The organism is Pseudogemmobacter sp. TB195 (assembly GCF_058313095.1).
On record NZ_JBZEGG010000028.1, the window covers coordinates 16,390 to 39,624 of the forward strand.

The 23,235-nt window shown below is 63.4% G+C and carries 25 protein-coding genes and 1 pseudogene; 10 read left to right on the forward strand and 16 right to left on the reverse strand.

Translation table 11 applies throughout. The features are described 5' to 3' along the window. Positions 1–77: 77 nt before the first annotated feature. From AC4FS3_RS23215 to AC4FS3_RS23225, 3 genes are all read right to left on the reverse strand, one after another. Positions 78–1,001 (reverse strand): bifunctional riboflavin kinase/FAD synthetase, encoded by a 924-nt coding sequence (locus tag AC4FS3_RS23215; RefSeq protein ID WP_491022480.1) that lies wholly within the window; start codon positions 999–1,001, stop codon positions 78–80. A gap of 68 nt (positions 1,002–1,069) precedes the next feature. Further along, complete coding sequence (locus tag AC4FS3_RS23220; protein WP_370584760.1) at positions 1,070–1,522, reverse strand: MaoC family dehydratase; 453 nt, start codon at positions 1,520–1,522, stop codon at positions 1,070–1,072. Between the two features lie 145 nt (positions 1,523–1,667). Then, on the reverse strand, positions 1,668–2,573 hold the full coding sequence (locus AC4FS3_RS23225; RefSeq protein ID WP_491022481.1) for a TIGR01459 family HAD-type hydrolase: 906 nt from the start codon (positions 2,571–2,573) through the stop codon (positions 1,668–1,670). 256 nt (positions 2,574–2,829) lie between these two features. Between AC4FS3_RS23225 and purE the strand changes: the two genes are divergently transcribed. Together purE and AC4FS3_RS23235 are read left to right on the forward strand one after the other, a co-directional pair. Continuing rightward, on the forward strand, positions 2,830–3,324 hold the full coding sequence (purE, locus tag AC4FS3_RS23230) for a 5-(carboxyamino)imidazole ribonucleotide mutase (protein WP_491022482.1): 495 nt from the start codon (positions 2,830–2,832) through the stop codon (positions 3,322–3,324). Beyond that, entirely contained in the window at positions 3,317–4,393 is a 1,077-nt protein-coding gene (locus AC4FS3_RS23235; RefSeq protein ID WP_491022483.1) for a 5-(carboxyamino)imidazole ribonucleotide synthase, read from the forward strand. Before purE ends, AC4FS3_RS23235 begins: the two co-directional genes overlap by 8 nt. 16 nt (positions 4,394–4,409) lie before the next feature. Here the strand turns inward: AC4FS3_RS23235 and AC4FS3_RS23240 are convergent, their stop codons facing one another. Next, a complete protein-coding gene (locus tag AC4FS3_RS23240; RefSeq protein WP_491022484.1) occupies positions 4,410–5,156 on the reverse strand; it encodes an esterase/lipase family protein in 747 nt (248 codons plus the stop codon). Continuing rightward, positions 5,150–5,548 (reverse strand): low affinity iron permease family protein, encoded by a 399-nt coding sequence (locus tag AC4FS3_RS23245; RefSeq protein ID WP_491022485.1) that lies wholly within the window; start codon positions 5,546–5,548, stop codon positions 5,150–5,152. Before AC4FS3_RS23245 ends, AC4FS3_RS23240 begins: the two co-directional genes overlap by 7 nt. Before the next feature lie 108 nt (positions 5,549–5,656). On the opposite strand from AC4FS3_RS23245, the gene AC4FS3_RS23250 reads away from it, so the two are divergent. Further along, positions 5,657–6,160 carry a GreA/GreB family elongation factor gene (locus AC4FS3_RS23250; protein WP_283176976.1) on the forward strand — a complete coding sequence of 168 codons (504 nt, stop codon included), beginning with the start codon at positions 5,657–5,659 and terminating at the stop codon, positions 6,158–6,160. Between the two features lie 110 nt (positions 6,161–6,270). On the opposite strand, the gene groL is transcribed toward AC4FS3_RS23250, so the two are convergent. Then, entirely contained in the window at positions 6,271–7,908 is a 1,638-nt protein-coding gene (gene groL / locus AC4FS3_RS23255; RefSeq protein ID WP_198835957.1) for a chaperonin GroEL, read from the reverse strand. 75 nt (positions 7,909–7,983) lie between these two features. Continuing rightward, a complete protein-coding gene (locus AC4FS3_RS23260) occupies positions 7,984–8,271 on the reverse strand; it encodes a co-chaperone GroES (RefSeq protein WP_198835956.1) in 288 nt (95 codons plus the stop codon). Between the two features lie 328 nt (positions 8,272–8,599). On the opposite strand from AC4FS3_RS23260, the gene AC4FS3_RS23265 reads away from it, so the two are divergent. The 4 genes from AC4FS3_RS23265 (at position 8,600) to AC4FS3_RS23280 (ending at position 12,764) form a co-directional block, all read left to right on the forward strand. Further along, positions 8,600–9,610, forward strand: a complete 1,011-nt coding sequence (locus AC4FS3_RS23265; RefSeq protein ID WP_491022486.1) for a TraB/GumN family protein — start codon at positions 8,600–8,602, stop codon at positions 9,608–9,610. Between the two features lie 205 nt (positions 9,611–9,815). Next, positions 9,816–11,252, forward strand: coding sequence for an NAD-dependent succinate-semialdehyde dehydrogenase (locus AC4FS3_RS23270; RefSeq protein WP_491022487.1), 1,437 nt, complete (start codon positions 9,816–9,818; stop codon positions 11,250–11,252). A 123-nt stretch (positions 11,253–11,375) separates the two neighbouring features. Then, a complete protein-coding gene (locus AC4FS3_RS23275; protein WP_092895364.1) occupies positions 11,376–11,624 on the forward strand; it encodes a hypothetical protein in 249 nt (82 codons plus the stop codon). Between the two features lie 219 nt (positions 11,625–11,843). Further along, positions 11,844–12,764 carry a manganese-dependent inorganic pyrophosphatase gene (locus AC4FS3_RS23280; protein ID WP_491022488.1) on the forward strand — a complete coding sequence of 307 codons (921 nt, stop codon included), beginning with the start codon at positions 11,844–11,846 and terminating at the stop codon, positions 12,762–12,764. A 56-nt stretch (positions 12,765–12,820) separates the two neighbouring features. Here the strand turns inward: AC4FS3_RS23280 and AC4FS3_RS23285 are convergent, their stop codons facing one another. After that, positions 12,821–14,062 carry an Hsp70 family protein gene (locus tag AC4FS3_RS23285; RefSeq protein WP_491022540.1) on the reverse strand — a complete coding sequence of 414 codons (1,242 nt, stop codon included), beginning with the start codon at positions 14,060–14,062 and terminating at the stop codon, positions 12,821–12,823. Between the two features lie 92 nt (positions 14,063–14,154). Further along, a complete protein-coding gene (locus AC4FS3_RS23290; RefSeq protein WP_092901202.1) occupies positions 14,155–14,373 on the reverse strand; it encodes a YdcH family protein in 219 nt (72 codons plus the stop codon). A 224-nt stretch (positions 14,374–14,597) separates the two neighbouring features. Between AC4FS3_RS23290 and AC4FS3_RS23295 the strand changes: the two genes are divergently transcribed. Next, positions 14,598–15,020 (forward strand): Hsp20 family protein, encoded by a 423-nt coding sequence (locus tag AC4FS3_RS23295; protein ID WP_092895369.1) that lies wholly within the window; start codon positions 14,598–14,600, stop codon positions 15,018–15,020. 4 nt (positions 15,021–15,024) lie between these two features. Further along, entirely contained in the window at positions 15,025–15,252 is a 228-nt protein-coding gene (locus AC4FS3_RS23300) for a DUF1150 family protein (protein ID WP_092895371.1), read from the forward strand. Positions 15,253–15,451: 199 nt separating this feature from the next. On the opposite strand, the pseudogene AC4FS3_RS23305 reads toward AC4FS3_RS23300, so the two are convergent. The 3 genes and pseudogenes from AC4FS3_RS23305 to trxB form a co-directional block, all read right to left on the reverse strand. Beyond that, positions 15,452–16,234 (reverse strand): annotated as a pseudogene (locus AC4FS3_RS23305) (adenylyl-sulfate kinase); the annotation flags it as partial. A 14-nt stretch (positions 16,235–16,248) separates the two neighbouring features. Then, entirely contained in the window at positions 16,249–17,355 is a 1,107-nt protein-coding gene (locus AC4FS3_RS23310) for a 2OG-Fe(II) oxygenase (protein ID WP_491022489.1), read from the reverse strand. A 181-nt stretch (positions 17,356–17,536) separates the two neighbouring features. Further along, the gene (gene trxB / locus AC4FS3_RS23315) at positions 17,537–18,478 is read right to left on the reverse strand and encodes a thioredoxin-disulfide reductase (protein WP_249496484.1); all 942 of its coding nucleotides are present in this window, start codon (positions 18,476–18,478) and stop codon (positions 17,537–17,539) included. A 254-nt stretch (positions 18,479–18,732) separates the two neighbouring features. Between trxB and AC4FS3_RS23320 the strand changes: the two genes are divergently transcribed. Continuing rightward, entirely contained in the window at positions 18,733–19,233 is a 501-nt protein-coding gene (locus AC4FS3_RS23320) for an Lrp/AsnC family transcriptional regulator (RefSeq protein ID WP_092895375.1), read from the forward strand. A 693-nt stretch (positions 19,234–19,926) separates the two neighbouring features. Here AC4FS3_RS23320 and AC4FS3_RS23325 read toward each other — a convergent pair. The 4 genes from AC4FS3_RS23325 to lgt form a co-directional block, all read right to left on the reverse strand. Further along, a complete protein-coding gene (locus AC4FS3_RS23325; protein WP_491022490.1) occupies positions 19,927–20,166 on the reverse strand; it encodes a hypothetical protein in 240 nt (79 codons plus the stop codon). A 198-nt stretch (positions 20,167–20,364) separates the two neighbouring features. After that, positions 20,365–21,123: a peptidoglycan editing factor PgeF gene (gene pgeF, locus AC4FS3_RS23330; protein ID WP_491022491.1), complete on the reverse strand. Its 759-nt coding sequence runs from the start codon at positions 21,121–21,123 to the stop codon at positions 20,365–20,367. Then, on the reverse strand, positions 21,116–22,222 hold the full coding sequence (locus AC4FS3_RS23335; RefSeq protein WP_491022492.1) for a class I SAM-dependent methyltransferase: 1,107 nt from the start codon (positions 22,220–22,222) through the stop codon (positions 21,116–21,118). Before AC4FS3_RS23335 ends, pgeF begins: the two co-directional genes overlap by 8 nt. Further along, on the reverse strand, positions 22,219–23,124 hold the full coding sequence (lgt, locus tag AC4FS3_RS23340; RefSeq protein WP_491022493.1) for a prolipoprotein diacylglyceryl transferase: 906 nt from the start codon (positions 23,122–23,124) through the stop codon (positions 22,219–22,221). Before lgt ends, AC4FS3_RS23335 begins: the two co-directional genes overlap by 4 nt. Positions 23,125–23,235 lie beyond the last annotated feature (111 nt).

The following is a 23,235-nucleotide window of genomic DNA, read 5'->3' on the forward strand; positions in this document are numbered from 1 at the left end:
CGCGCATCGCGAATGGAAAGGGGGGCGCAAAAATCTTTGCAGATTTTTGGGCCGGTTTCTGTACAGAAACCGCGGCGTCAGCCTGCAGCGAGCACCGCCCGCGCCTGATCGCAGTCCTCATTCATCTGGGTGATCAGGGCCGGCAAGCCGTCGAATTTCAGCTCTGGCCGCAGGAATTCCACGAGCGCCACCGAAAGGTGGCGGCCATAGAGATCCCCCTTGAAATCCAGCAGATAGGTTTCAAGATTCGGTGCCACGCCGTTGAACATCGGCCGTACACCAAGGCTCGCGGCCCCCATATAGCTGCCTTCCTGTGGGCCCGAGAGCACATCGACCCTGACCGCATAGACCCCGAAACGTGGCAGATGCAGCCCGGTCAGATCCATATTCGCGGTCGGGAAGCCCAGCTCGCGGCCCCGTTTCTCGCCATGGATCACCGCGCCTTCGATCCGGTGCAGGTGCCCCAGCATCGCGGCCGCATCACCCGGTCGCCCCTCACTCAGCGCATCGCGGATCGCGGTCGAGGAAATGCCGATCCCGCCTTGTTTCAGCAATGGCGCGATGGTGGTGGCAAAGCCATATTTTTCGCCCAGCCGCTTCATGTCTTCGGCGCGGCCGGCGCGGCCCTTGCCGAAACAGAAATCCTCGCCGATCACCACATGGCTGATGCCAAGGCCCTCGGCCAGAACCTTGCGCGCGAATTCCTCGGGCGTCAGTGCCGCGAGACCCGCATTGAAGGGCAGCTGGAACAGATGTTCGACCCCGAGCTTTGCCAGCCGGTTCGCCCGCGCCTCGGCATTCATCAGCCGGAACGGGTCCGCATCGCGCTGGAAGAACTGGCGGGGATGCGGCTCGAAGGTCACGATCCCCAGAGGCGCCGGCCCGCGCGCCAGGTCGATCACCGCCTGATGCCCAAGATGCACGCCATCGAAATTGCCAAGGGCGCAGGAGGTTCCACGGCCCGCAGCGTCAAGCCAGTGCCAGTCCTGATGAATCTGCATTCTTCCCCGCAGGCGTTTCGGCCACGGCGCAGATCATCTGGCCTCAGATTGTCCTGCGTCAGGCCCGGTCAGTCGAATTTGCGGCTTGGTGCCAGAACGACAGCCTCACCCTTCAGGACCGTTGTTTTACCGACAGATGCGGTGGTTTCAAGGGTAACCCGCCGTTTCGCGTGATCAATCGCAAGAACCGTCACTTCTGCGGTCACCATATCGCCCGGGCGGACGGGGGCCATGAACTTCAGGCTCTGACCCAGATAGACGGTGCCATGGCCGGGAAGCTGTTCGCCGATCACCGCCGAGATGAGACCCGCCGTCAGCATGCCATGCGCGATACGGCCCTGGAAAATCGTGTCCTGGGCATAAGAATCATCCAGATGCACCGGGTTGCGGTCGGTCGAGACCTCGGCAAACAGTTCGATATCGCGGTCGGTGATCTGTTTCGTCAGGCTGCGGCGCATCCCGATTTCGAGATCCTCGATACAGATCGTGCCGCGCGGCTGATTATGGCTGTGGTCGAACATCATGGCTGATCCTGTGGGGACGAATCCTTTCCGTCAGCCACAGGTTTATCAGATGCTGCGGTGCAGAGCAATCCGTGGCGCAAGTAATTTGCGATTGTGCGCCCGGAATCGGAATTAAATTACCACACCAGCTCTTCGCACTGCCTCAGGCCAAAGCGGGAATCGCAAAAAGCGGCGCCTGCTGCTGCGCCGCGAGCCAGGTGTTCAGCCGCGCCGGGTCGGGATGCTGCGCATCTGTGCCGAATTCTTCGGCATGAATGCCGCCGGTGATGAACAGCGCATCCAGATCCTCGGCCCCGGCGCCCCGGATATCGGTCGGCAGGCCGTCGCCGATGCAGAGAATGCGCATGTCATCGCGCCCGGTCAGCGCGGCCAGCCGACGGCGCGCCAGATCATAGATCGGCGGATGCGGCTTGCCGAAATACAGCGTCTCGCCGCCCATTTCTTCATAGGTCTGGGCCAGTGCACCGGCGCAATAGATCCGCCGGTCCCCCCAGTCGACAATGATATCGGGATTGGCGCAGAGCATTTTCAGCCCGTTGGTTTTCGCAAGCAGCAATTCGGCCCGGTAATTGGCCGGGGTCTCGGTCAGGTCATCACGCAGTCCGGTGCAGACGATGCCCTCGGCCTCGGCCAGCGACACGAGGGTAACCGGTGCCTCGGCCGCTGCGAGACCGGCGAGATCGGCGGCAAAAGTGGTGAAGAAGGACATGTCCTTTTCCGCGCCAATATGGAACACGCGCCGCCCGACCGCCCCGGTCAGGAGCCCGAACTGCGCCGCATCGCCCGAGGTGGCAATCTCGTCCCAGGCATCGCGCGGCACGCCGATCCGGTCGAGCTGCGCGATCACCGCCTCTTTCGGGCGCGGCGAATTTGTCATAAGCAGCACCGTCACCCCACTGGCCCGCGCGGCCTGCAGGGCTGCGACTGCGGCCGGGAAGGCCACTTCGCCATTATGGACACAGCCCCAGAGATCGCAGAACAGCGCGTCGTATGTGCCGCTTATCTCGGCAAGGGACGGGATCAGGGTGGTCCGGGGCGGCAGAGACATGGGGCGCATCCTTTCAGCAGGCAGGTCAAGGCATAGGCGAGCCAGACCGGAATGGCAAAGGCCACAGTAAAGCCCATAGTAAAGCCTATAGTGCTGTCCGGGGCATAGTTGCAGGGCCAGGGGGGCGGCTTGCGCTTGCTCCTGTCGGAACATGCGCTATAGGACCGAAAGACACCGGCAAAGGTCCGGTTACCACTGGTTACCACTGGGCCGGCACCCACAGGGCCGGATCCCACAGGGCTTAAACGGGGGCGTCATGCCGGAAGATACCGTAACTGTCGGCATCATCATGGGGTCTCAGTCCGACTGGGCCACGATGAAAGAGGCCGCGCTGATCCTTGATGAGCTGGGGATCCCCTATGAGGCGAAGATCGTCTCGGCCCATCGCACGCCGGACCGGCTCTGGGATTACGGCAAGTCGGCCGTGTCGCGCGGGCTGAAGGTGATCATCGCAGGAGCAGGCGGGGCTGCGCATCTGCCGGGGATGATGGCGTCCAAGACCCGGGTGCCGGTGATCGGCGTGCCGGTACAGACAAAAGCGCTTTCGGGGGTCGACAGTCTTTATTCGATCCTTCAGATGCCGAAGGGCTTTCCGGTCGCGACCATGGCAATAGGTGCAGCAGGCGCGGCCAATGCCGGGCTGATGGCGGCGGGGATCCTTGCCGTGTCAGATGCGGGCATTGCGGCGCGGCTTGACGCCTGGCGGGCGGAGCTTTCCGCCTCTATCCCCGAGGAGCCGAAAGATGACTGACGCGTTGAAGCCGCTGGAGCCCGGCGCGGTGATCGGCATTCTGGGCGGTGGCCAGTTGGGGCGGATGCTTTCGGTTGCGGCGAGCCGGCTGGGCTATGTCACCCATATCTTTGAGCCGGGCGCGGCACCTGCGGGGCATGTGGCGGCCCGCGTCACCACGGCGACCTATGAGGATCTCGATGCGCTGCGGGCTTTCGCCGAAAGCGTCGATGTCGTCACCTATGAATTCGAGAATGTGCCGACCGCCGCGCTGGATGCGATCGAAGAGGTGCGCCCGATCCGCCCCAATCGCCGGACACTGGCGATCAGCCAGGACCGGATCACCGAAAAGCAGTTTCTGACCGGCCTTGGCCTGAAAACCGCGCCTTTCGCGCAGGTCGACAGCCATGCCGATCTGGTTGCGGCCGTCGCGCGCCTTGGTGTGCCTTCGATCCTCAAGACCACACGCTTCGGCTATGACGGCAAGGGTCAGCTGCGGCTGGCGCCGGAAACCGACCTCGCCGCCGCCTGGGCGAGCATGGCGGGGGCGCCGTCGGTGCTGGAAGGGTTCGTGTCCTTCGAGCGCGAGATTTCGGTGATCGCGGCCAGGGGCGCGGATGGACAGGTCGCGGCCTTTGACCCGGGCGAGAATGTGCACAGCGAAGGCATCCTGCGGACCACGACGGTTCCGGCCCGCATCTCTCCGGCCCTGCGCAGCGATGCGGTGCTGATCGCGGCGCGGATCCTCAATGCGCTGGATTATGTCGGCGTAATGGGGGTGGAGCTGTTTGTCACCCGTGAAGGGCTGCTGGTGAACGAGATCGCGCCAAGGGTGCATAATTCCGGCCACTGGACGCAGCAGGGCTGTGTCGTGGACCAATTCGAACAGCATATCCGCGCGGTGGCCGGGCTCCCCCTCGGGGATGGCACCCGCTACAGCGATGTGGTGATGGAGAACCTGATCGGCGCCGATGTCGAACGCGTGCCGGAGCTTTTGCGCGAAAGCGGCGTGGCGGTGCATCTTTACGGAAAGGGCGCCTGGCGCGCGGGGCGCAAGATGGGCCATGTAAACCGGGTCGTGAAGGCCTGACGGATCCGGCCGGGACTCATGGCGGGCCTACGGCGGGCGCATTCACGTCAGGCGGAAGCGGCTCCGTATCGCGCGCGAACCGGCCCTGGGCGAGGAAGTGCAGGGTCTGGCGGATGACGCCTGGCGCGAACATCATCCAGGTATGGCTGACGGGAAGGGTGATATGATCGCTCATGCCCGCGAGCCTGGTGCTGGCGACGCTGACCTTTCCATCATCTTCGCCCGGGATCAGCGATGAGAACCAGGGGCTGACAGAGCGGCTTCCGGCAATGATGCCGAGCGGGTAATCGGCAGGCGGCAGCCGGTTCGGCCAGCTGTCCGGGGCGGTGCCAAGCGAAAGCCCCGCCGGCCCGTTCACCCAGCGAAACGGTGCGAGCGCGCCGAGCCGGTCGACGATTTCCGATCCGTGATTGGGCGGCGCCAGCATCACGACACGGCCGGGCGGCGGCAGCGTGTTGCGGCTGAGCCAGTCGCGCAGCAGGATCCCCCCCATCGAATGCGTCACCGCATGAAGCGGCCGCCCCATCTCCAGCGCCGCGCCCAACTGGCGGTCCAGAAGCGCGGGCAGCGCGGCAACCGCCATTCTGGTCGAAGGATAGCCGATGTTCACCACCTCATATCCGGCGGCCTTCAGCCGCAGCGCGATGGGCAGCAGCGAGCGCTGCGATCTGGCAAGGCCATGGATCAGGGCAACGGTCTCATGGCGCGCGCGGCCGGGGTCAGGCCGCAAAGCGGGCCGGGGCAGGCTGCCTTGCCTCAGCATTCAGGCGACCCCGTATCGCCCTCGCCCCGCGCCTGGCCGTCGCGCGCCGCTCGGGCAAGCGCAATAAAGCGGCGGCGGAATTCGGCGATCTCGCGTTCGTCCAGCTCTTCCAGATCCATCAGCGCGTTATGGGCGCCCTGGGTTGCCCGGATCAGCTCGTCCAGCTTCAGCTGGATGGCGGCTGTGTCATGGTCCTGGCTGTTCTGGATCAGGAAGACCATCAGGAAGGTGATGATGCTGGTGGCGGTATTGGCGACCAGTTGCCAGGTGTCTGACCAGCCGAAAAACGGCCCGGTGATGCCCCAGGTCAGCACGAAACCGGCGGCCATCAGCAGCGTTGCGGGGCGACCACAGGTCCGGGCGCAGCTTCGGGCGATTGTGGCATAGCTCATGACGATCATTCCCCGGGCAACTGGTGATCGCGTCAATCTGGGGCAGAGGACGGCTCTGGACAAGATGCGTATTCCAGACGAGCCTTGCCCGGTTGGTGGGGGGGCAGGATGAGCCGGGCATTTGTAAATGAAGACGCCGGAGCGGACCGGCCCGATCTGCCGGAACTGCCGCTCTCAAAGCATCCGAATTATGTCACCCTGCGCGGGCTGGCGGATCTGGAGGCGCGGCTGACCGCGCGGCTGCGCGACCTTGCGGCCTTGCGGGCGCGGGCAGATCGGCTCGACAAGCTGCCCGAAGCGGCGGCAGAACGCGATATCCGCTGGCTCGAGGCGCGGCTCGCTTCGGCGATCCCGGTCGATCCCGCCGCCCAAAGCACCGAAGAGATGGCCTTCGGTCTCCAGGCGCTGGTGGCGGATGAAACCGGCACTGAGACGCTTTATGAGATCACCGGTGAAGATGAGGCGGACCCGGGCCAGGGCCGTATCGCACCACATTCCCCGCTTGCCCGCGCGCTGATCGGCGCGCGGCCCGGCGATGAGGTGACCTGGAAACGCCCCGCAGGCGATCTGACCCTTGAAATCCTGGCAATCCGCCGCCCGGCCGCGCCCTGACTTCCTCCTGACTTAAATACTCCCCCGCCGGAGGCGCCTGCCGCGACAGCGGCAAAGAAAAAGGGCGGCTCTGATGAGCCGCCCTTTCCAAAAGTCCCATGAGGGATGGATCAGAAATCCATGCCGCCCATGCCGCCGCCCGGCATTGCCGGAGCAGCACCTTTGTCGGCCGGCTTGTCAGCGATCATGGCTTCCGTGGTGATCAGGAGCGATGCGACCGAAGCAGCATTCTCCAGAGCGGTACGGGTCACTTTCGCCGGGTCGATCACGCCGAACGAGAACATGTCGCCATATTCTTCGGTCTGAGCGTTGAAGCCGAACGAGGTCGAGGAGGATTCGCGGATCTTGCCGGCAACAACCGCACCGTCAACGCCCGAGTTTTCCGAGATCTGACGCAGCGGCGCTTCCAGCGCGCGGCGGATGATCTGGATGCCAACGTCCTGGTCGGAATTGCCGCCCTTGAGGCCTTCAAGAACCTTGCCGGCCTGAACCAGAGCCACGCCACCGCCGACGATCACGCCTTCCTGCACCGCAGCGCGGGTTGCGTTCAGAGCGTCATCAACGCGGTCTTTGCGCTCTTTGACTTCGACTTCGGTCATGCCGCCGACGCGGATGACTGCAACGCCGCCAGCCAGTTTGGCCACGCGCTCTTGCAGCTTTTCTTTGTCGTAATCCGAGGTGGTTTCCTCGATCTGGGTGCGGATCTGGGCCACGCGGGCTTCGATCTCGGCTTTCTCGCCAGCACCGTCAACGATGGTGGTGTTGTCTTTGTTGATCGAGACTTTCTTGGCGCGGCCGAGCATGTCGATGCCGACATTCTCGAGTTTCATGCCCAGATCGTCCGAGATCACCTGGCCACCGGTCAGGATCGCGATGTCCTGCAGCATCGCCTTGCGACGATCGCCGAAGCCCGGAGCTTTGACAGCCGCGATTTTCAGGCCGCCGCGCAGTTTGTTGACGACGAGGGTCGCCAGCGCTTCGCCTTCGACGTCTTCCGCGATAATGATCAGCGGCTTTTGCGACTGGATCACAGCCTCCAGCAGCGGGACCATCGGCTGCAGCGACGAGAGTTTTTTCTCGTGCAGAAGGATGTATGCGTCTTCGAGATCCGCAATCATCTTGTCAGCATTGGTGACGAAGTAGGGCGAGAGGTAGCCGCGGTCGAACTGCATGCCTTCGACAACCTCAACCGAGGTTTCCAGGCCCTTGTTCTCTTCAACGGTGATCACGCCTTCGTTGCCGACTTTCTGCATCGCGTCAGCGATGAAGCGGCCGATGGTGGCCTCGCCGTTGGCCGAGATGGTGCCGACCTGTGCAACTTCGTCCGAGTCTTTGACCGGGCGCGACGCCGCGCGGATTGCTTCGACGACCTTGGTGGTCGCGAGGTCGATGCCGCGCTTCAGGTCCATCGGGTTCAGGCCGGCTGCGACCGAGCGCAGGCCTTCCTTGATGATGGCTTGTGCCAGAACGGTAGCGGTGGTGGTGCCGTCGCCTGCTTCGTCATTGGTGCGCTGAGCGACTTCCTTGACGAGCTGAGCGCCCATGTTTTCGAACTTGTCCGAAAGTTCGATCTCTTTGGCAACCGACACGCCGTCCTTGGTGATGCGCGGAGCACCGAACGACTTTTCGATCACGACGTTACGGCCTTTCGGGCCCAGCGTCACTTTGACCGCGTCAGCGAGAACATTGACGCCGCGCAGCATGCGGTCACGAGCGTCGGTGGTGAATTTAACGTCCTTGGCAGCCATTATGCTGTCTCCTTGGATGTAAGTTTCAGGAAAAAGAAAGCGCGGCTCACGGCAAAAGCCGGAGCCAGCCCGTCATCACGAAATGATGCCGAGGATGTCGCTTTCTTTCATGATGAGCAGTTCTTCACCTTCGACGGTGACTTCGGTGCCCGACCATTTGCCGAACAGCACGCGGTCGCCAGCCTTGACGCTCGGAGCGATCAGCTCGCCCGAATCTTTGCGCGCGCCTTCGCCGGTCGAAACGATTTCGCCCTCAGCGGGCTTTTCTTTCGCGGTATCCGGGATGATCAGCCCGCCCTTGGTTTTTTCCTCGGACTGGACGCGGCGGACCAGCACGCGGTCATGCAGCGGTTTGAATGCCATCTGGTAACACTCCCTTAGGTTCCAGGTTGAATGCGATCAGCACTCACCCGGGGGGAGTGCTAACGGGACAACAGGTAGGTAAAGCCCTCTGGCCTGTCAACCGCTTCTTCCGGCTTTTTATCTGCATTCTCGCCGCCGGTTCCGGCGTCAGTTCCGGCGTCTGATCCGGAGGCGCTGGAAAGCACGCGCGGAGACGTCAGCCGAGACATGCATGGGCGGCCTGCGTCTTGCCTTGGTCTTGCCGCGCTGAAATGTCAGTCTGGCCAGGGAACAGTGCCGCGCCGCGCGGCCTGTGCCCGTTTTGCCGCCCATTTTGCCGGAGCCCGTCATGAAACATCTCGCCGTCGCAGCCTTTGTGCTTTTCGGGCTTGTCTCGCAGGCTGCGGCCTATTGTGCCGGGACCAATCTGGTCGACCAGATGCTGCCCGGCGATCTGAAAGAGATTCGCGCCCGCGCCGATGCCGTCCCCTTTGCACGCGGTAATTTCTGGACGGCTGAAAAAGAGGGGCGCGCGATGACCATCGTGGGCACTTATCATATTGATGATCCACGTCATATGTCGGTCATGGCCGCGCTGACCGGGCGTATCGCCGAGGCAACCGGGCTCCTGGTCGAGGCCGGTCCGGAAGAGGAAGACGCGCTGATGCGGGCGATGGGTAAAAACCCGTCGCTCATGTTCATCACCGAAGGGCCGAGCCTGCTGGAACGCCTGCCGCGCGATACCTGGCGGCGGCTTTCCGAGGCGCTGGAGGCACGCGGCATCCCGGGGGTTTTCGCAGCCAAGTTTCAGCCCTGGTATGCCACAGTCGTGCTGGCGATTCCGTCCTGCATGATCGCCGAACCCGATCTGAAAAACGGGCTCGACGCGCAGCTGATCGAGGCGGCCGGCGCGGCCGATGTGCCGGTCCGGGCGCTGGAACCCTATGACACCCTGTTCACGATGTTCGGCGCCCTGAGCGAGGAACAGTCGATTGCCATGGTCGAGGCCTCGCTGGCGATGGAGGGGCAGTCTGAGGATATGGCGGTGACGATGGCCGACCTTTATTTCGAGGCAGATTCGCGGATGATCTGGGAGCTGAACCGGCTCTTCGCCTATAAGCAGCCCGGCTATACCAAAGACCAGGTCGATGCCGAGATGGCGGTGATGGAGGATGTGATGATGATCCGCCGCAACCACGCCTGGATCCCGGTGATCGAGGCGGCGGCGGCAAAGGGGCCGCTGGTCGTGGCCTTTGGCGCGCTGCACCTCTCGGGCGAGGAAGGTGTCCTGAACCTGCTTGCAGAAAATGGCTGGATGATTTCCGAACTCGACCTGGCGGGGGGCGTATCGCCACCCTGATCGGCCGCTACTGTGCCGGCACAGGCAGCAGATAAGGGCAGGTCGTAAAGATATCCTGCTTATACCGGCATTGCCCGGTCGACGCCGGGCAGTCGCGGCGCTATTTCTTGCTCCGGGCCCACTGGCTGCCGCCGGGAGAAAACCGCGCCGCGGTCAGGCCACAGTCCCGGACCGGGCGGGATGATCAGATCCGAAGGATGTCGCCATGACGCGCAATACCGAAACGCTCCTTTTCATCGACGGCCAGTGGCGCGCGGGAACCGGGGGGCGGGTGATTCCCGTGATCAACCCGGCGACCGGCCGCCAGATCGGCACCGTGGCCCATGCCGCGCGCGAAGATCTCGACGCGGCGCTGGCAGCGGCAGAGCGCGGGTTCCGGATCTGGAAAGACACCGCCGCCTTTGAACGTGGCAAGCTCATGCGCAAGGCGGCAAACCTTCTGCGCGACCGCGCCGATGATATCGCCGTGCTGATGACGCTGGAAAACGGCAAGCCGCTGGCGCAGTCAAAGGTCGAGATCGCCGGCGCCGCCGATGTGATCGACTGGTTCGCGGGCGAGGGCCAGCGCAGCTATGGCCAGGTGATTCCGTCGCGCGCCCCCGATGTGCTGCAATTCACGGTGAAACAGCCGGTTGGCCCTGTCGCGGCGTTTACCCCCTGGAACTTTCCGATCAACCAGATCGTGCGCAAACTCTCGGCCGCGCTTGCGGCGGGCTGTTCGTTCATCGTGAAGGCGCCTGAGGAAACTCCGGCCTCGCCGGCTGAACTGATCCGCGTCTTCCAGGATGCCGGTGTGCCGGCGGGGGTGGTGAACCTCGTTTTCGGCATTCCGGCCGAGATTTCCGAATATCTGATCCCGCATCCGGTGATCCGGAAAATCAGCTTCACCGGCTCGACCCCGATCGGCAAGCAGCTGGCGGCCCTGGCCGGGCTGCATATGAAACGGGCGACGATGGAGCTTGGCGGCCATGCGCCGGTGATCGTCGCGGGCGATGCCGATCTCGACCTCGCCGTGTCGCAGATCGCGATGCATAAGTTCAGGAATGCAGGACAGGTCTGCGTCTCGCCGACCCGCTTCCTCGTGCATGATGACCTCCACGCGGCCTTTACCGAAAAATTCACCGATTATGCGGCAAAGCTGAAGGTGGGTGACGGCATGGATCCGGCCTCCGAAATGGGGCCCTTGTCGAATGAACGCCGCATTCCCGCGCTGGAGGCGCTGATCAATGACGCAGTGGAAAAGGGCGCGCGCCTGACCACCGGCGGGCGCCGGATCGGCAATGAGGGCTGGTTTTTTGAGCCGACCGTGCTGGCCGATGCCCCCCTGTCGGCGCGGATCATGAACGAAGAACCCTTCGGCCCAGTGGCGGTGATCAACCGCTTCTCGACCATCGACGAGGCGATTGCCGAGGCGAACCGGCTGCCCTTCGGGCTGGCCTCCTATGCCTATACCTCGGACACAGCGACCGCGACGCGGCTCGGGAATGAGATCGAGGCGGGGATGCTGACGATCAACCATCTCGGCCTCGCGCTGCCGGAAACCCCCTTTGGCGGCATGAAGGACAGCGGCTACGGCACCGAGGGCGGATCAGAGGCGATTGAGGCCTATCTCGAAACCCGTTTCGTGACCCGCAAAGGCTGACGCGGTCGGGGCCGCAGGTGCCGATTTTGTCCGTCATCATCGTGATCTCTGGAGCCTCTCTCAGTCATATGGCAAAGCTGCCTGCGGCGGCGGATGTCGCAGGAGTGAGAGAGGTAATTACAAGTGAAACGGTTTTTGACGATCCTGGTCGTGGCAGTTTTCGCGGCCGTCGCAATGGTTGGCTATAGGTATGTGTCCTGGGTGAAAAACTGGACCGGCGCGGACACGCCTTTCGACGAGGTCGGGATCGATCTGCACAAATACATGCCGGGTTTCGTTCAGGACTGGGGCTGCGCCCGGCTCTTTGACGAATTCGGAGATAAAACCCTGCCGCCACATGGCTGTCGCGGCAAAGGCGGCTGGCCGTCTTAAGAAAGAGCGGGGGCTCTGCCCCCGCACCCCCGGGATATTTAAGGACAGATGAAGAAAGCGCTTTCATCTGTCCTTAAATATCCCCGCCGGAGGCTTCCGCATCCTGTCAGAGACGCGCGGGTTCGATGTCGTCGCAGGAGCAGCGGCCTCAGGTGACAAAAGTCTTCACCTTGCCTATAAGGCGCGGCGAAACTGAGCTCCTCCCGCAAGGAATCTGACATGACGATCAAGGTTTTTGGCCACAAATCTCCCGATACCGATTCCACCGGTTCGCCGATCATCTGGGCCTGGTATCTCTCGGAGATCAAAGGTGCCCCGGCGAAACCGTATCTGCTGGGCGAGCCGAATACCGAAGCCGCTTTCGTGCTGAAGCACTGGGATCTCGCGAAACCCGAGATCATCGCGGATGTGGCGGCGGGTGATGAGGTTGTGATCGTCGACACCAATAACCCGGCCGAGCTGCCGCCTTCGGTCAATGAGGCCTCGATCATCGGCATCATCGACCACCATATGCTGGTCGGCGGGCTGAAGACCAAAGCGCCGATCGACATCACCATCCGCCCGCTCGCCTGCACCGCCACGCTGATGCATGACCTGATCGGTGACGATCTGGCCCGCGCGCCGAAAGCGATCAGGGGCGCGATGCTGTCCTGCATCCTGTCGGACACGCTGGAATTCCGCTCACCGACCACCACGCCGCATGACAGGGCTGTGGCTGAGAAACTCGCCGCCGATCTTGGCATCTCGATCCCCGAATATGCCAGCCAGTTGTTCGAGGCGAAATCGGATGTCTCCGAATTCTCGGATGAGGTTTTGCTGCGGATGGACAGCAAGGAATACAATATCGGCGGCAAAGAGTTGCGGGTCTCGGTGCTGGAAACCACCGCGCCCAAAGTGCTGCTGGACCGTAAAGCCAGCCTGATGGCCTCGATGCCGGCGGTGGCACAGGCCGATGGCGCCGATCAGGTTCTGTTGTTCATCATCGACATTCTGAAAGAGGAAGCCACGCTTCTGGTGCCGAATGATCTGGTGAAGACGATTGCCGAAGCCTCGTTCGGTGCGAAAGTCGAGGGCGACACGGTCGTACTGCCCGGGATCATGAGCCGCAAGAAGCAGATCCTTCCGTCCCTGAAGGTCTGAGACCGCGGGAGCATCGCGGTAAAGAAGGGCGGCCCTTTGGGTCGCCCTTTTCGCATTCACGCGGCGGCGGCCAGGGCGAGGCCATCGACCACCGCGGTAAAGGCCTCGGATCGGTGGATACGGGCCTCGGGCAGGATCTCTGTCGCGAGGTCGCTCACCAGCCGCATCAGGCTTGAGCCGCCGACAAGGATCACCGCGCCGATCTGATCCGCCCCGAGCCCGGACAGGCGCAGCGTCTCGCGGATCGCCTGGTCCAGCGCCATACGGTAATCGCGCAGCGCCAGATCCAGCGAGCCAAAGGAGATCGGTGCCGAAAGGCCCGGCTCGACAAACTCCATCGCGATGCGGGTCTTTGCCTCGCCATTATTGGCCGCGATCTTGCCGCGCTCGACCGCGAAGGCCAGCTCGTGGCCGAGCTCATCGCCCAGCACGGTGGCAAGTCGCTCCAGCCGTTTGCGATCCACCGCAAGGCGCAGCATCGAGGCGACTTCGCGTCTGGTTTCCGGCGTGTAGAGGAAGGGGATCCGCGCCCATGTGGCAAGGTCGGAATAGATCGCATTCGGCACCGGCAAAAGCCCCGGCCCCATTTCGCGCTTCAGCTCGCCCCCCTGGCCAAGGCGCGGCATGACATGGGCGAGCGAGACGGAGTGGTCGAAATCGGTGCCGCCCAGCCGGATACCATGGCTGGCGAGGATATCGACCTTGCCGCCTGCCGCGCGGAAGACGGTGAAATCCGAGGTGCCGCCGCCGATATCAATGATCAGACCGGTCTGATCGCCGATCTCTTGCTGGCAGGCCCAGGCGGCGGCTTCGGGTTCGGCCAGGAAGTCAACATCGGTGAAGCCGGCGGCGAGGTAACAGGCGCGCAGATCGGCAAGGGCCTGGGCGTCGCGACCAGGGTCATTGCTGTGGAAATGCACCGGGCGACCAGACAGAACACGGTCGGGGCAGGCGCCGAGGCTTTGCGTCACCCGGGCGCGCAGTTCGACCAGAAAAGCGGTGATGATGGCCGCGAGGCTTTGCCTTTTGCCGCCGATCATCCTGGTCTCATGCAGCAAGGGGGTTCCGAGCACCGATTTCAGCGCCCGCATATAGCGGCCCTCATCCCCCGCAATCAGCGCCTCGCCTGCCGCACGACCGATTCGCATCGCGCCGCCTCCGGGCGGGAAGAAGACGGCGGTGGGAAGGGTGTCGCTGCCCTCTTCGATGGCAATGCGCTGCACCTGGCCATCGGGTCCGGTTACAGCAACCGCTGTATTTGAGGTGCCGAAATCAACCGCGAGAACCTCTGCCTGCATCATCGCCGCCCGTCATGAAAGGGATTGGGGCGCGCGACCTAGCCTAAACCCCGGACCGCCGCAAGCGTGGGGAAAGCAAACGGCTGGGTGGCTCAGGCGATGATATCCGGGATCAGCCGGTCTTCGATCGTGGCGATCTGGTCCTTCAGCGACAGCTTTTGCTTTTTCAGCCGACGGATCGTCAGGATATCCGGACGCCCGTTCTGTTCCAGCGCATAGATCGCCTCGTCGAGATCACGATGTTCCCGGCGCAGAACCCCGAGTTTCACGCGCAGCATCTCATCAAAGCTCATTTCAGAGGGGGCATTCATGGCTGGACGCGGGTCTTTGCTGAAGGTTCTGATCAAATCATAGAGCCGATTGATGATTCGGAGAAGCACCGCCCTGCGGAATGCAGAAATTTTCCCGTATTGGCGGTGATTTGCCGGCCTTGCAGCCGGACAGGCTGCGCCCCATATTCCACAATACCGGGGCAGGTCGCCGATGATGGGACCCGCCGCCGCGAATTGTCGCTTTGTAAAAGGACAGTCCGGGAATGACGAAACTCAGCTTCGGGGCACACCCGTTCCTTCTTGGGTTTGAACAGCTTGAACGGCTGGTCGAACGCACTGCCAAAAGCGGTGAAGGATATCCCCCCTATAATATCGAGGCCGTGACCGAGAACGCCTACCGTATCACGCTGGCGGTGGCCGGATTTCGGGAGGAAGACCTCGCGATCACGGTCGAGGACCGGCAGCTGGTGATCCGCGGCCGGGTCTCGGATGGCGAGAACGGGCAGGAACGTGTTTTCCTGCATCGCGGCATCGCATCGCGCGCCTTCCAGCGCAGTTTCGTGCTGGCGGATGGGGTGGAAGTGGCGGGGGCGCATATGGAGCATGGGCTCTTGCATGTCGATCTCAGGCGCCAGGTGCCGGAGACCGTCGTGCAGACGATCAGGATCGGGCAGAGAAAGGGGTAAGAAGATGAATACGCCGTTTGAAGGATTCCCCGAGGGCAAGAGCCGCATCGTCTATGTCAGGCCGGTGGCGGTGGAAGATCTGCCCGAGGAAGTGCGCGAACAGGTCGGCGATGCCGGCGTGATCTATTCCGTCCATGCGGTGGACGGCCAGCGCCTTGCACTGGTGGCGGATCGCGCTTTGGCGTTCAACCTGGCCCGCGCGCATGATTTCGCGCCGATGTCGGTGCATTGAGGCGTTGATTGCCTCACTGACCGGGCAGGCGCTGTCGCACCAAAGGGAGCGTAGTGTCAGCCCTGAAAGATCATCCCGACCGGGCGTGCAGGCTGAAATGCCGATTGGGGGAGCAGGACCGGATATCGGTCGCGCAATGGAACTGGCCGGAAAAGGGGCGCCCTTTCCGGCCGTTTCTGTTTCTGGGGGCGGTACCTCAGGCCTCGATCATCTCGCGCAGCGCGCGGCGGGTCGAGGTATAGGGCGCGGATGGGCACACAGATCGCGATGCCGCCATTCCTGATGATTTCCTGAGCGACATAGCCGATGCGCCTGATATTGATGTCGCGATGCTCTTTCGAGAAGCGGAGCCCGGACGAGAGATGCTTGCGCACCGCATCGCCGTCCAGCGGCGTCAGCGGGCGACCACCCATCTCCATCAGCTTGACCATCAGCGCATTGGAGATGGCCGATTTGCCCGCGCCGGAACGGTGGGCGAAGAACAGCGTGAAGCCCTGTTTCGAGCGTGACGGCCAGCTGCGGCGCAGTTCCTTGACCACTTCGGGGAAGGAGAACCAGTCAGGGATCTCCAGCCCTTCTCGCAACCGGCGGGCAGCTCGGTGCCGGAGATATCGAGGACACTCACACCTTCCTGGTCGCGCAGCACGATGTCCTGGCCCGGCCCGACCCCTTCGGCTAACTTTTCGGACACATCCGGCGTGATCGGCATCGGGAAAAGCGTGCCATCGGCGGTGCACATCGTCTTGACCACGCCGTCGTAATCGGCCTGGCACATATGGCCTTTCAGCGGGTAGAATCCGCCATTCATCAGAAGCTCGAGGTCACAGGTCTGGCGCGGGCTCAGATCTCAGAAGATCAGCGCCGTCGCCGCATGCTTCAGCTTTTGCGCAGAATCGTGAGAGACGCAAAGCTCGGGGATCGGGGCAAGGTTGGGGGCGACATCGGGGCCCGTCTTTCCCTGACGATCTGCGGGCGCGGACAGCCTGTCGCGCCGTTTTACCCCTGCGCCTGGGATGGGACGATGCTCGCCATATTGGCTTCGCGGATTTTGGCGGCCTCGTCATCATAGACGAAAGGCAGGAACGCATAGCGCCGCCCGCGTGTGACCGGCGAGACCCGGTGCAAAAGCGAACAGGAAAACACCACCGCGCCCCCGGGCGGCGCTTTCAGCCCGTCCGGACCATATTCGGGAAAGCTGACCTCGCCGCCGTCGAAATCGGAATTGAGATTGATCGAGATCGCAAACCGCCGATGCGCAGTGCCGGAGGTGGTATTGTCGCGATGCGGGCTGAAATGCCCGCCCTCGGCTGCATCATAGCAAGAGACGATATAGCGCTCCATCCGGGTGGCGATGAACTGATGCGCCTTGCGGATCTCGGGAAGAACGCGGCGGCGGATCGCCGTCTGAATGCGCCCGATCATCGCCTGATCGGTAATGTCGCAATCGCGGCGGCTTTTGAATTTCAGGTCATTGATGCCAACGGTTCTGTCGCCGACCTGGCGCATGGTGCCCGAAAGCTCGCCGCCCCTTGCCTCATAGGTGGCGATCAGGCTCTCGCAGAGGTCGGGCTCAAACACCCGCGGCAGGCACAGGACGGGGGCCTGGAGCCGCATTCCGGCAAAACGGTCGGGGGCGGGCTGGCTTTCCAGGATGCCAAGGATGCGCGCGATATCAGATCCGTCCTGTTCAAAAGGCACGGTCGCAATCATCCGCATCGTGGGATCCATCAGCGCCCAGAGCGGGCGCAGCCCGGTGCCGGGCGGGACCGTCTCACGCGGGGCAGCACCGTAAAGCCTGGCGGCGGTCAGATCGGTGTCCCACAGAAAGCGGCAGCCGGGCAGGCGGTTTTGCAAACGCCCGTCCTGGTCACGCGGATCGGCGCTGATCCCGAAAAACGCCGCGAATTTGTCATCAAAGAGGTCCGTGCGCGCCAGCGCGGCTTTGAGGCGGGAGGCGCAATGCGGGCTCGAAGTGCTGCCGAAGAAGCATAAAAGCAGATAACGGCCGGCGACGGTATCAATGGCATAGCGCGGTGACGCGGCGGAGGGCAGGGTGAACCAGGGCGCGGGTTCCCCGGCAGTGATCTGAATATAGGAAAGCAAAAGCGGCCTTTGGTCAGGAAACGGAGCGTGCACAATCTGCGGGTGAACCCCGGCAGTCTGGCCCGAAGCCCTGGGGTGACCAAATCACAAAAAATTGAAATGGCCTGGCCTGAGCCCCGCCTGTCACATCGGGGACGCGACAGGCGGGGCTCAGGACGGGCGGGGCACAGGGCGCGTGTGGTCAGGGCTGTTCGGCCAGCCAGCGCTCGGCATCAAGCGCCGCCATACAGCCCATGCCGGCCGAAGTCACAGCCTGACGGTAGACATGGTCGGTCAGATCTCCGGCCGCGAAAACGCCGGGGATCGAGGTGCGGGTGGTGCCCGGCTCAACCTTCACATAGCCGCCGTGATGCAGTTCCAGCTGATCGGCCACCAGCTCGGACGAGGGCGCATGGCCGATTGCGACAAAAAAGCCCGCGACCGGCAGATCATGGGTTGCGCCGGTTTTCAGGTTCGAGACCCGCACGGCCTCGACGCCCAGCGGGCTTTCGCCCCCCAGCACCTCGGTCACTTCACTGTCCCAGATCACCTCGACCTTCGGATGTCTGAACAGCCGGTCTTGCAGGATCTTTTCGGCGCGCAAACTGTCGCGGCGATGGATCAGTGTGACTTTCGAGGCGAAATTCGTCAGGAAGAGCGCTTCTTCGACAGCTGTATTGCCGCCGCCGATCACCGCGACCTCTTTGCCGCGATAGAAAAAGCCATCACAGGTCGCACAGGCCGAGACGCCAAAGCCCTTGAACTTCTCCTCAGACGGCAGGCCCAGCCATTTCGCCTGCGCACCCGTCGCGAGGATCACGGCATCGGCGGTATAGGTGGTGCCGCTGTCCGCAACAGCGGTGAAGGGGCGGTTCTTCAGATCAAGCGAGGTGATGTAATCGGCGATGATCTCGGCGCCCATCTCGCGTGCATGTTCTTCCATCTCGATCATCAGATTGGGCCCCTGGACGGTTTTCAGCCCGGGCCAGTTCTCGACTTCGGTGGTGATGGTCAGCTGTCCGCCGGGTTGCAGGCCCTGGATCAGCAAAGGCTGCAACATGGCGCGCGCGGCATAGACCGCTGCCGTATAGCCGGCCGGGCCGGAGCCGATGATCAGAACTTTGGTATGCCGCGTCTCAGCCATGTCGGTCCTTCCCCGCCACCCGGTCGGGGCGGCCTGATGTCGCTTTCGGCGCGCGCCGTTCCGGACGCGCCTGTTCAGGAAGGATATAGACAAGGCGGGACCGGGCCGGAAGCCCCCCGGAAAACGCGGCTGCGAAATGCCGGTATGCAGGGCGCGCCTCGCAATCCTGAGCGTGTTGGTGGCGTTATCATTGAAACATTGTTGCGCAAAAACGGGCAAAAGCCTATTGAGGCGACTGAACTAAGGAGTAACCCATGGCGAGCCACAAGCTTGACGAAACCGACCGGCAGATCCTGGCGGAGCTGCAGTCAGATGGTCGGATGACCAATGTCGAGCTGGCGAGCCGGGTGGGCATCTCTGCGCCGCCCTGTCTGCGGCGTGTGCGCACCCTTGAAGAACAGGGCTATATCAGCGGCTATCACGCCGATATCGACGCAAGGGCGCTTGGATTCGAGGTCGCGGTCTTTGCCATGGTGCGGCTGTCCTCGCAGGCCGAAAGCGATCTCTCTGCCTTTGAGGAACGCTGCCGCGCCTGGCCGCTGGTGCGCGAGTGCCATATGCTGAACGGCGAGATTGATTTCATCCTGAAATGCGTCTCGCCCGATCTCTCGACCTTCCAGACTTTCCTGACGACGGAACTGCTGACGGCGCCGAATGTGGCCAATGTCAAAACCAGCCTGGTGATCCGCAATGCCAAGGATGAGCCCGGCGTGCCCTTTGGGGTTCTTGAGGCGCGTCTGGCGCGCAATGCCTGATACGCCCCCGGACGGACGCAGCGGGGTGGTATAATTTTCGCTGTCTCTGAGGGAACCGGATGACGGGTATTCGGGTTGGATCAGTATCGCCAGGGGCGATACGGTCTGGTCATGAGTGCGCCATTACGGATGTGATATCAGCGAGTATGCCTGCAGGGGCCGGTCATCTGAACCGGCCCTGGCAGGAAGTGTTTCGAAGCAGGAAACAGGCGCGGCGTTTTTGCTGCGCGACGTTTAGCGTCAGGGTGACGTGATCCCTGGGATCTCTTTGTAGTAAGAGTGGACCGGGTGCCGGGTTAAACGGGCGTCAGGGTTAACAGGCCCGCTGAAATGAAAAACGGCCCCGCATTCTGTGCCAGAGGAGCACCGGGGCCGTTCTTACTCACCACGTCTCCCGTATCGTGAGCGGCGACGGGGAGAGATCTGGAACAGCAAAGCGGTCTGGACCGTTTCGCGCTCCGGATCATAGTCAGGGACTTTGACCTGACGCCATTCGTGCGTCGGTTGCGCCCCATTGTCAAACATTTGCCGTTGTTGCCGGGCTGAGATCGAAGAAATCCGCCTGAATCCCTGGCATTGTTTCGAATTCGCGGCTGTTGAGCCGCTACAACTACCGCAAATCAGGCTTTCAGGTGGCATTCTGACCGGAGGGGGACCGAATCCCTGTCGTTCCGATTCGTGCTTAACGTGCGGTCAGCGTGCCGCGATGCCACCCGCAGGCCCATTGCGGCGGAAAAGGGGGGTAGTCGGGCGATGCGAGCCGCCGGTGATCACCTCAACCGGCTGCCTGGTCGCGACGGCTGACTTTGCGGCGCGCATCCAGGGAAAGGCCGGAAGCGGTTGCCCCGAGGCCGCGATCACGCTTTGCAGCCAGCGGCGTTGCGTCTTGGCTTTTGTGGTTTCGGACTTCGGCGGGAACATCTTGCCTGCCATGCTGCGTCTCCTCGATACTGCGCTCGGTTTAGCGATGGCCGGGTCTGATGCCCTGGGTTTCATCGCGTCTTGCCGGCAGAATCGCCGAACAATGCGGCGTTGTTTTGGCCGATGGATCTGAAATTGTGGTCATTTCCAGGCGGGACGAAATGCGCCAAAATCAGACGCATTGTTTCCGGGCCGCCATCGCCTGCCCGGTCAAAGTCGGATAGAGGCGATCAGCCGGCCATAATCGGCCTCGCCGGCATGGGTCGTGCGGCGGTAGGAAAAGAAGCGATCCGGGTCGCCATAGGTGCAGTGGCCGACCCATTCGGCATGGCCGATCCCGGCGCCGCGCAGCCGGTGCAACCCATAGGCCGGCAGGTCGAACTGGTAGCGCCCGTTCTGACCATTGGCGAAGAAACGGCCATTCTCCGGATCCTCGGCGAGGAAAGTCTGCAGGAAGTCTTCCGTGACCTCATAGGCCGCCTGGCTGATGGTCGGGCCGATTGCGGCGCGGATCCGCGCGCGGCTGGCCCCGATTGCCTCCATCGCGTCAACGGTTGCCTCCAGCACGCCGGACATGGCGCCGCGCCAGCCGGCATGGGCCGCGCCGATCACGCCGCCCTCGGGGTCGGAAAACAGCACCGGCTGGCAATCGGCGGTCAGCACCGACAGCGCGACGCCCGGCAGGCGCGTTACCATCGCATCGGCTTTCGGGCGCTCGGCCGGGTCGCCGGGGGGCGCGGTCACGGTCACCACATCGGGCGAATGGACCTGATGCACCGAGAGCAGCCCATCGGCGCCCACCCCCATCGCCTCGGCCACGCGGGCGCGGTTGATCGCCACGATCTCGGCCTGGTCGGTGGAGCCAAAGCCGCAATTCAGCCCGGCGAAAATCCCCGAAGAGGCGCCGCCCTTGCGGGTAAAGAAGCCGTGGCGCTGCGGGATCGCCCCGGAGGTGATGATTTCAAGCATCGTCTCTGCCTCCCCTGGCAGTGCTTTCGACCGTGATACTCCCGACCGGAAATCCCGCAGGAGGCGGCGTTCCGGCCGGATGGATGGCGAGGGCTTTGAACAAGGTCCCCATTTCTGCGGGATCGGTCAAGCGGCGTGCGGCGGCAAGCGGGTCGTTTCGTGCAGCAGCCGGATGGGCGGCAAGTTGCTGAGCCCGGGGCCCTATGCCAAGCGCGGTCAAAAGCGCACCCTGGGTCGTATAAGAGGCTGCAGCGGGCAAAGCCGCCCGGGCGAGCGCCCCGAAATCGACATGGGCGGTCAGATCGGCCTCGCCGGGTGTGGCAAAGGGGTCGACCCAGGCATGGGCGTGCATGGCCTGGAATGTGTCGCCCAGGCTCTGCCAGTCCCCGTAATCGACGATCAGCGCCATCCCGCCATGGCGACGGATACGGCCCGAGATTTCCGCCATGATCGGAGCGGCGGCGGGACAGATCTCGACGATGCGGCCTTCGGGGATATCCTGGCGGTGATCAAGCGCGGCCAGCGGGCCGGGAGGCGCCTGGCCGGGGGTCAGCGCTTCACCCGAAAGGCCGATCATGGTTTCCGCCCAGCCACCGCTCTGACGGGTGAACTGGCGGATCGGTAATGCGTCGAAAAACTCATTGGCCAGCAGGAACAGCGGCGCCTGAGGCAGATCCTGCACCAGAGGCAGCCAGCGCGGCTGATGCCCGGCAAGGGTCTTCGCCTGTATGCCGCGAAGTGTCGCGGAGGCCTCGATCAGCACCAGATCGGCGGCGGCGTGGAACCCCGGCACGCGGGCGGTGGCGCGCAGGACATCGGCCATCAGCGTGCCACGCCCCGGCCCGCATTCGGCCAGGGTGAAGCGCGCAGGCGCGCCCTGATCCTGCCAGGATTGCGCGAGGCACAGGCCCAGCAATTCCCCAAACATCTGGCTGATTTCGGGGGCGGTGGTGAAATCTCCGGCCTGGCCGAAAGGGTCACGGGTGGCGTAATAGCCAAAGCGCGGATGCAGGAGGCAGTCGGCCATATATTCGGCAAGGCTGACCGGCCCGCTGGCGCGGATGCGGGCGGCGATCAGCTCTGCCAGCGGGGTCGTCACGGCGTGACCGTCTGCACTCCGGGCCGGCGGAAGACGAACCACAGGCCGATCAGGATCATCGGCAGCGACAGGGCCTGGCCCATGGTCAGCCCCCAGCCGTTGATATGGAAGGCAAGGCCCAGCAGGTTATCCGGCCCGACGAATTGCGCATCGGGCTGGCGGACGAATTCGACGAGGAACCGCGCGAGCCCATAGCCGGCGATGAACACGCCCATGATCCGGCCCGGAAAGCGCAGCCAGCCGCGTTTCCAGACCAGCCAGAAGATCAGTGCGCCCAGCAGCAGTCCCTCAAGCGCCGCCTCGTAAAGCTGGCTTGGGTGGCGGGCGCAAAGCGTGACCAGGCCGGGGCAGGTCTGTGCCGCCTCACCGGGGAAGATCACGCCCCAGGGCAGATCGGTCTGCCGGCCCCAGAGCTCGGCATTGATGAAATTCGCAAGCCGCCCGAACAAAAGGCCCGGCGTCACAGCATAGGCGAAAAGGTCCCCGACCGAGAGGGGTGCCAGGCCCTCGCGCCGGGCAAAGATCAGCCCTGCCACCGCCACGCCAAGGAAACCGCCATGGAAAGACATGCCGCCATCCCAGAGCCTGAGCGCCGCCATCGGATCGGCCATGAAATTCTCAGGCGAGAGGTAGCGCCCGGGCTGGTAGAACAGCACATAGCCCAGCCGCCCGCCGATGATCACACCAAGGATCACCCAGGTCAGCAGGCGTTCTACCTGTTCCGACGTCATGGGTGCTGCACCCGGTGCCCAGAGCCGCGCGGTTCTGACCGCCCGCGTCACCAGAAACCAGCCCAGCAGCAGCCCGGCAATATAGGCGACCGCATACCAGCGCAGGGCGAAACTCATGCCGAACAGCTCGACCGAAAAAATGTCAGGGGAGAGATTCGGGAAAGGGATCATCCTGCGCTCCTGCTGGCGGCCGGGGCGCAACTGCCTGGCCCGAGATGCTTGTCATGTGACGCTTTTGCGTGAGACGCTTGTCTTGCGGGCAGGGGATGAAGTCAACTGCAA

What these genes read in the sequence shown, in the direction of transcription:
- purE (WP_491022482.1), top strand. Translation starts at nt 2,830, where the DNA reads ATGCCGGAAGATACCGTAACTGTCGGCATCATCATGGGGTCTCAGTCC.
- AC4FS3_RS23280 (WP_491022488.1), top strand. Translation starts at nt 11,844, where the DNA reads ATGACGATCAAGGTTTTTGGCCACAAATCTCCCGATACCGATTCCACC.
- AC4FS3_RS23285 (WP_491022540.1), bottom strand. Translation starts at nt 14,062, where the DNA reads ATGCAGGCAGAGGTTCTCGCGGTTGATTTCGGCACCTCAAATACAGCG.
- AC4FS3_RS23220 (WP_370584760.1), bottom strand. Translation starts at nt 1,522, where the DNA reads ATGTTCGACCACAGCCATAATCAGCCGCGCGGCACGATCTGTATCGAG.
- trxB (WP_249496484.1), bottom strand. Translation starts at nt 18,478, where the DNA reads ATGGCTGAGACGCGGCATACCAAAGTTCTGATCATCGGCTCCGGCCCG.
- AC4FS3_RS23240 (WP_491022484.1), bottom strand. Translation starts at nt 5,156, where the DNA reads ATGCTGAGGCAAGGCAGCCTGCCCCGGCCCGCTTTGCGGCCTGACCCC.
- groL (WP_198835957.1), bottom strand. Translation starts at nt 7,908, where the DNA reads ATGGCTGCCAAGGACGTTAAATTCACCACCGACGCTCGTGACCGCATG.
- lgt (WP_491022493.1), bottom strand. Translation starts at nt 23,124, where the DNA reads ATGATCCCTTTCCCGAATCTCTCCCCTGACATTTTTTCGGTCGAGCTG.
- AC4FS3_RS23215 (WP_491022480.1), bottom strand. Translation starts at nt 1,001, where the DNA reads ATGCAGATTCATCAGGACTGGCACTGGCTTGACGCTGCGGGCCGTGGA.
- AC4FS3_RS23260 (WP_198835956.1), bottom strand. Translation starts at nt 8,271, where the DNA reads ATGGCATTCAAACCGCTGCATGACCGCGTGCTGGTCCGCCGCGTCCAG.
- pgeF (WP_491022491.1), bottom strand. Translation starts at nt 21,123, where the DNA reads ATGCTTGAAATCATCACCTCCGGGGCGATCCCGCAGCGCCACGGCTTC.
- AC4FS3_RS23320 (WP_092895375.1), top strand. Translation starts at nt 18,733, where the DNA reads ATGGCGAGCCACAAGCTTGACGAAACCGACCGGCAGATCCTGGCGGAG.
- AC4FS3_RS23245 (WP_491022485.1), bottom strand. Translation starts at nt 5,548, where the DNA reads ATGAGCTATGCCACAATCGCCCGAAGCTGCGCCCGGACCTGTGGTCGC.
- AC4FS3_RS23325 (WP_491022490.1), bottom strand. Translation starts at nt 20,166, where the DNA reads ATGGCAGGCAAGATGTTCCCGCCGAAGTCCGAAACCACAAAAGCCAAG.
- AC4FS3_RS23250 (WP_283176976.1), top strand. Translation starts at nt 5,657, where the DNA reads ATGAGCCGGGCATTTGTAAATGAAGACGCCGGAGCGGACCGGCCCGAT.
- AC4FS3_RS23290 (WP_092901202.1), bottom strand. Translation starts at nt 14,373, where the DNA reads ATGAATGCCCCCTCTGAAATGAGCTTTGATGAGATGCTGCGCGTGAAA.
- AC4FS3_RS23300 (WP_092895371.1), top strand. Translation starts at nt 15,025, where the DNA reads ATGAATACGCCGTTTGAAGGATTCCCCGAGGGCAAGAGCCGCATCGTC.
- AC4FS3_RS23295 (WP_092895369.1), top strand. Translation starts at nt 14,598, where the DNA reads ATGACGAAACTCAGCTTCGGGGCACACCCGTTCCTTCTTGGGTTTGAA.
- AC4FS3_RS23225 (WP_491022481.1), bottom strand. Translation starts at nt 2,573, where the DNA reads ATGTCTCTGCCGCCCCGGACCACCCTGATCCCGTCCCTTGCCGAGATA.
- AC4FS3_RS23270 (WP_491022487.1), top strand. Translation starts at nt 9,816, where the DNA reads ATGACGCGCAATACCGAAACGCTCCTTTTCATCGACGGCCAGTGGCGC.
- AC4FS3_RS23265 (WP_491022486.1), top strand. Translation starts at nt 8,600, where the DNA reads ATGAAACATCTCGCCGTCGCAGCCTTTGTGCTTTTCGGGCTTGTCTCG.
- AC4FS3_RS23235 (WP_491022483.1), top strand. Translation starts at nt 3,317, where the DNA reads ATGACTGACGCGTTGAAGCCGCTGGAGCCCGGCGCGGTGATCGGCATT.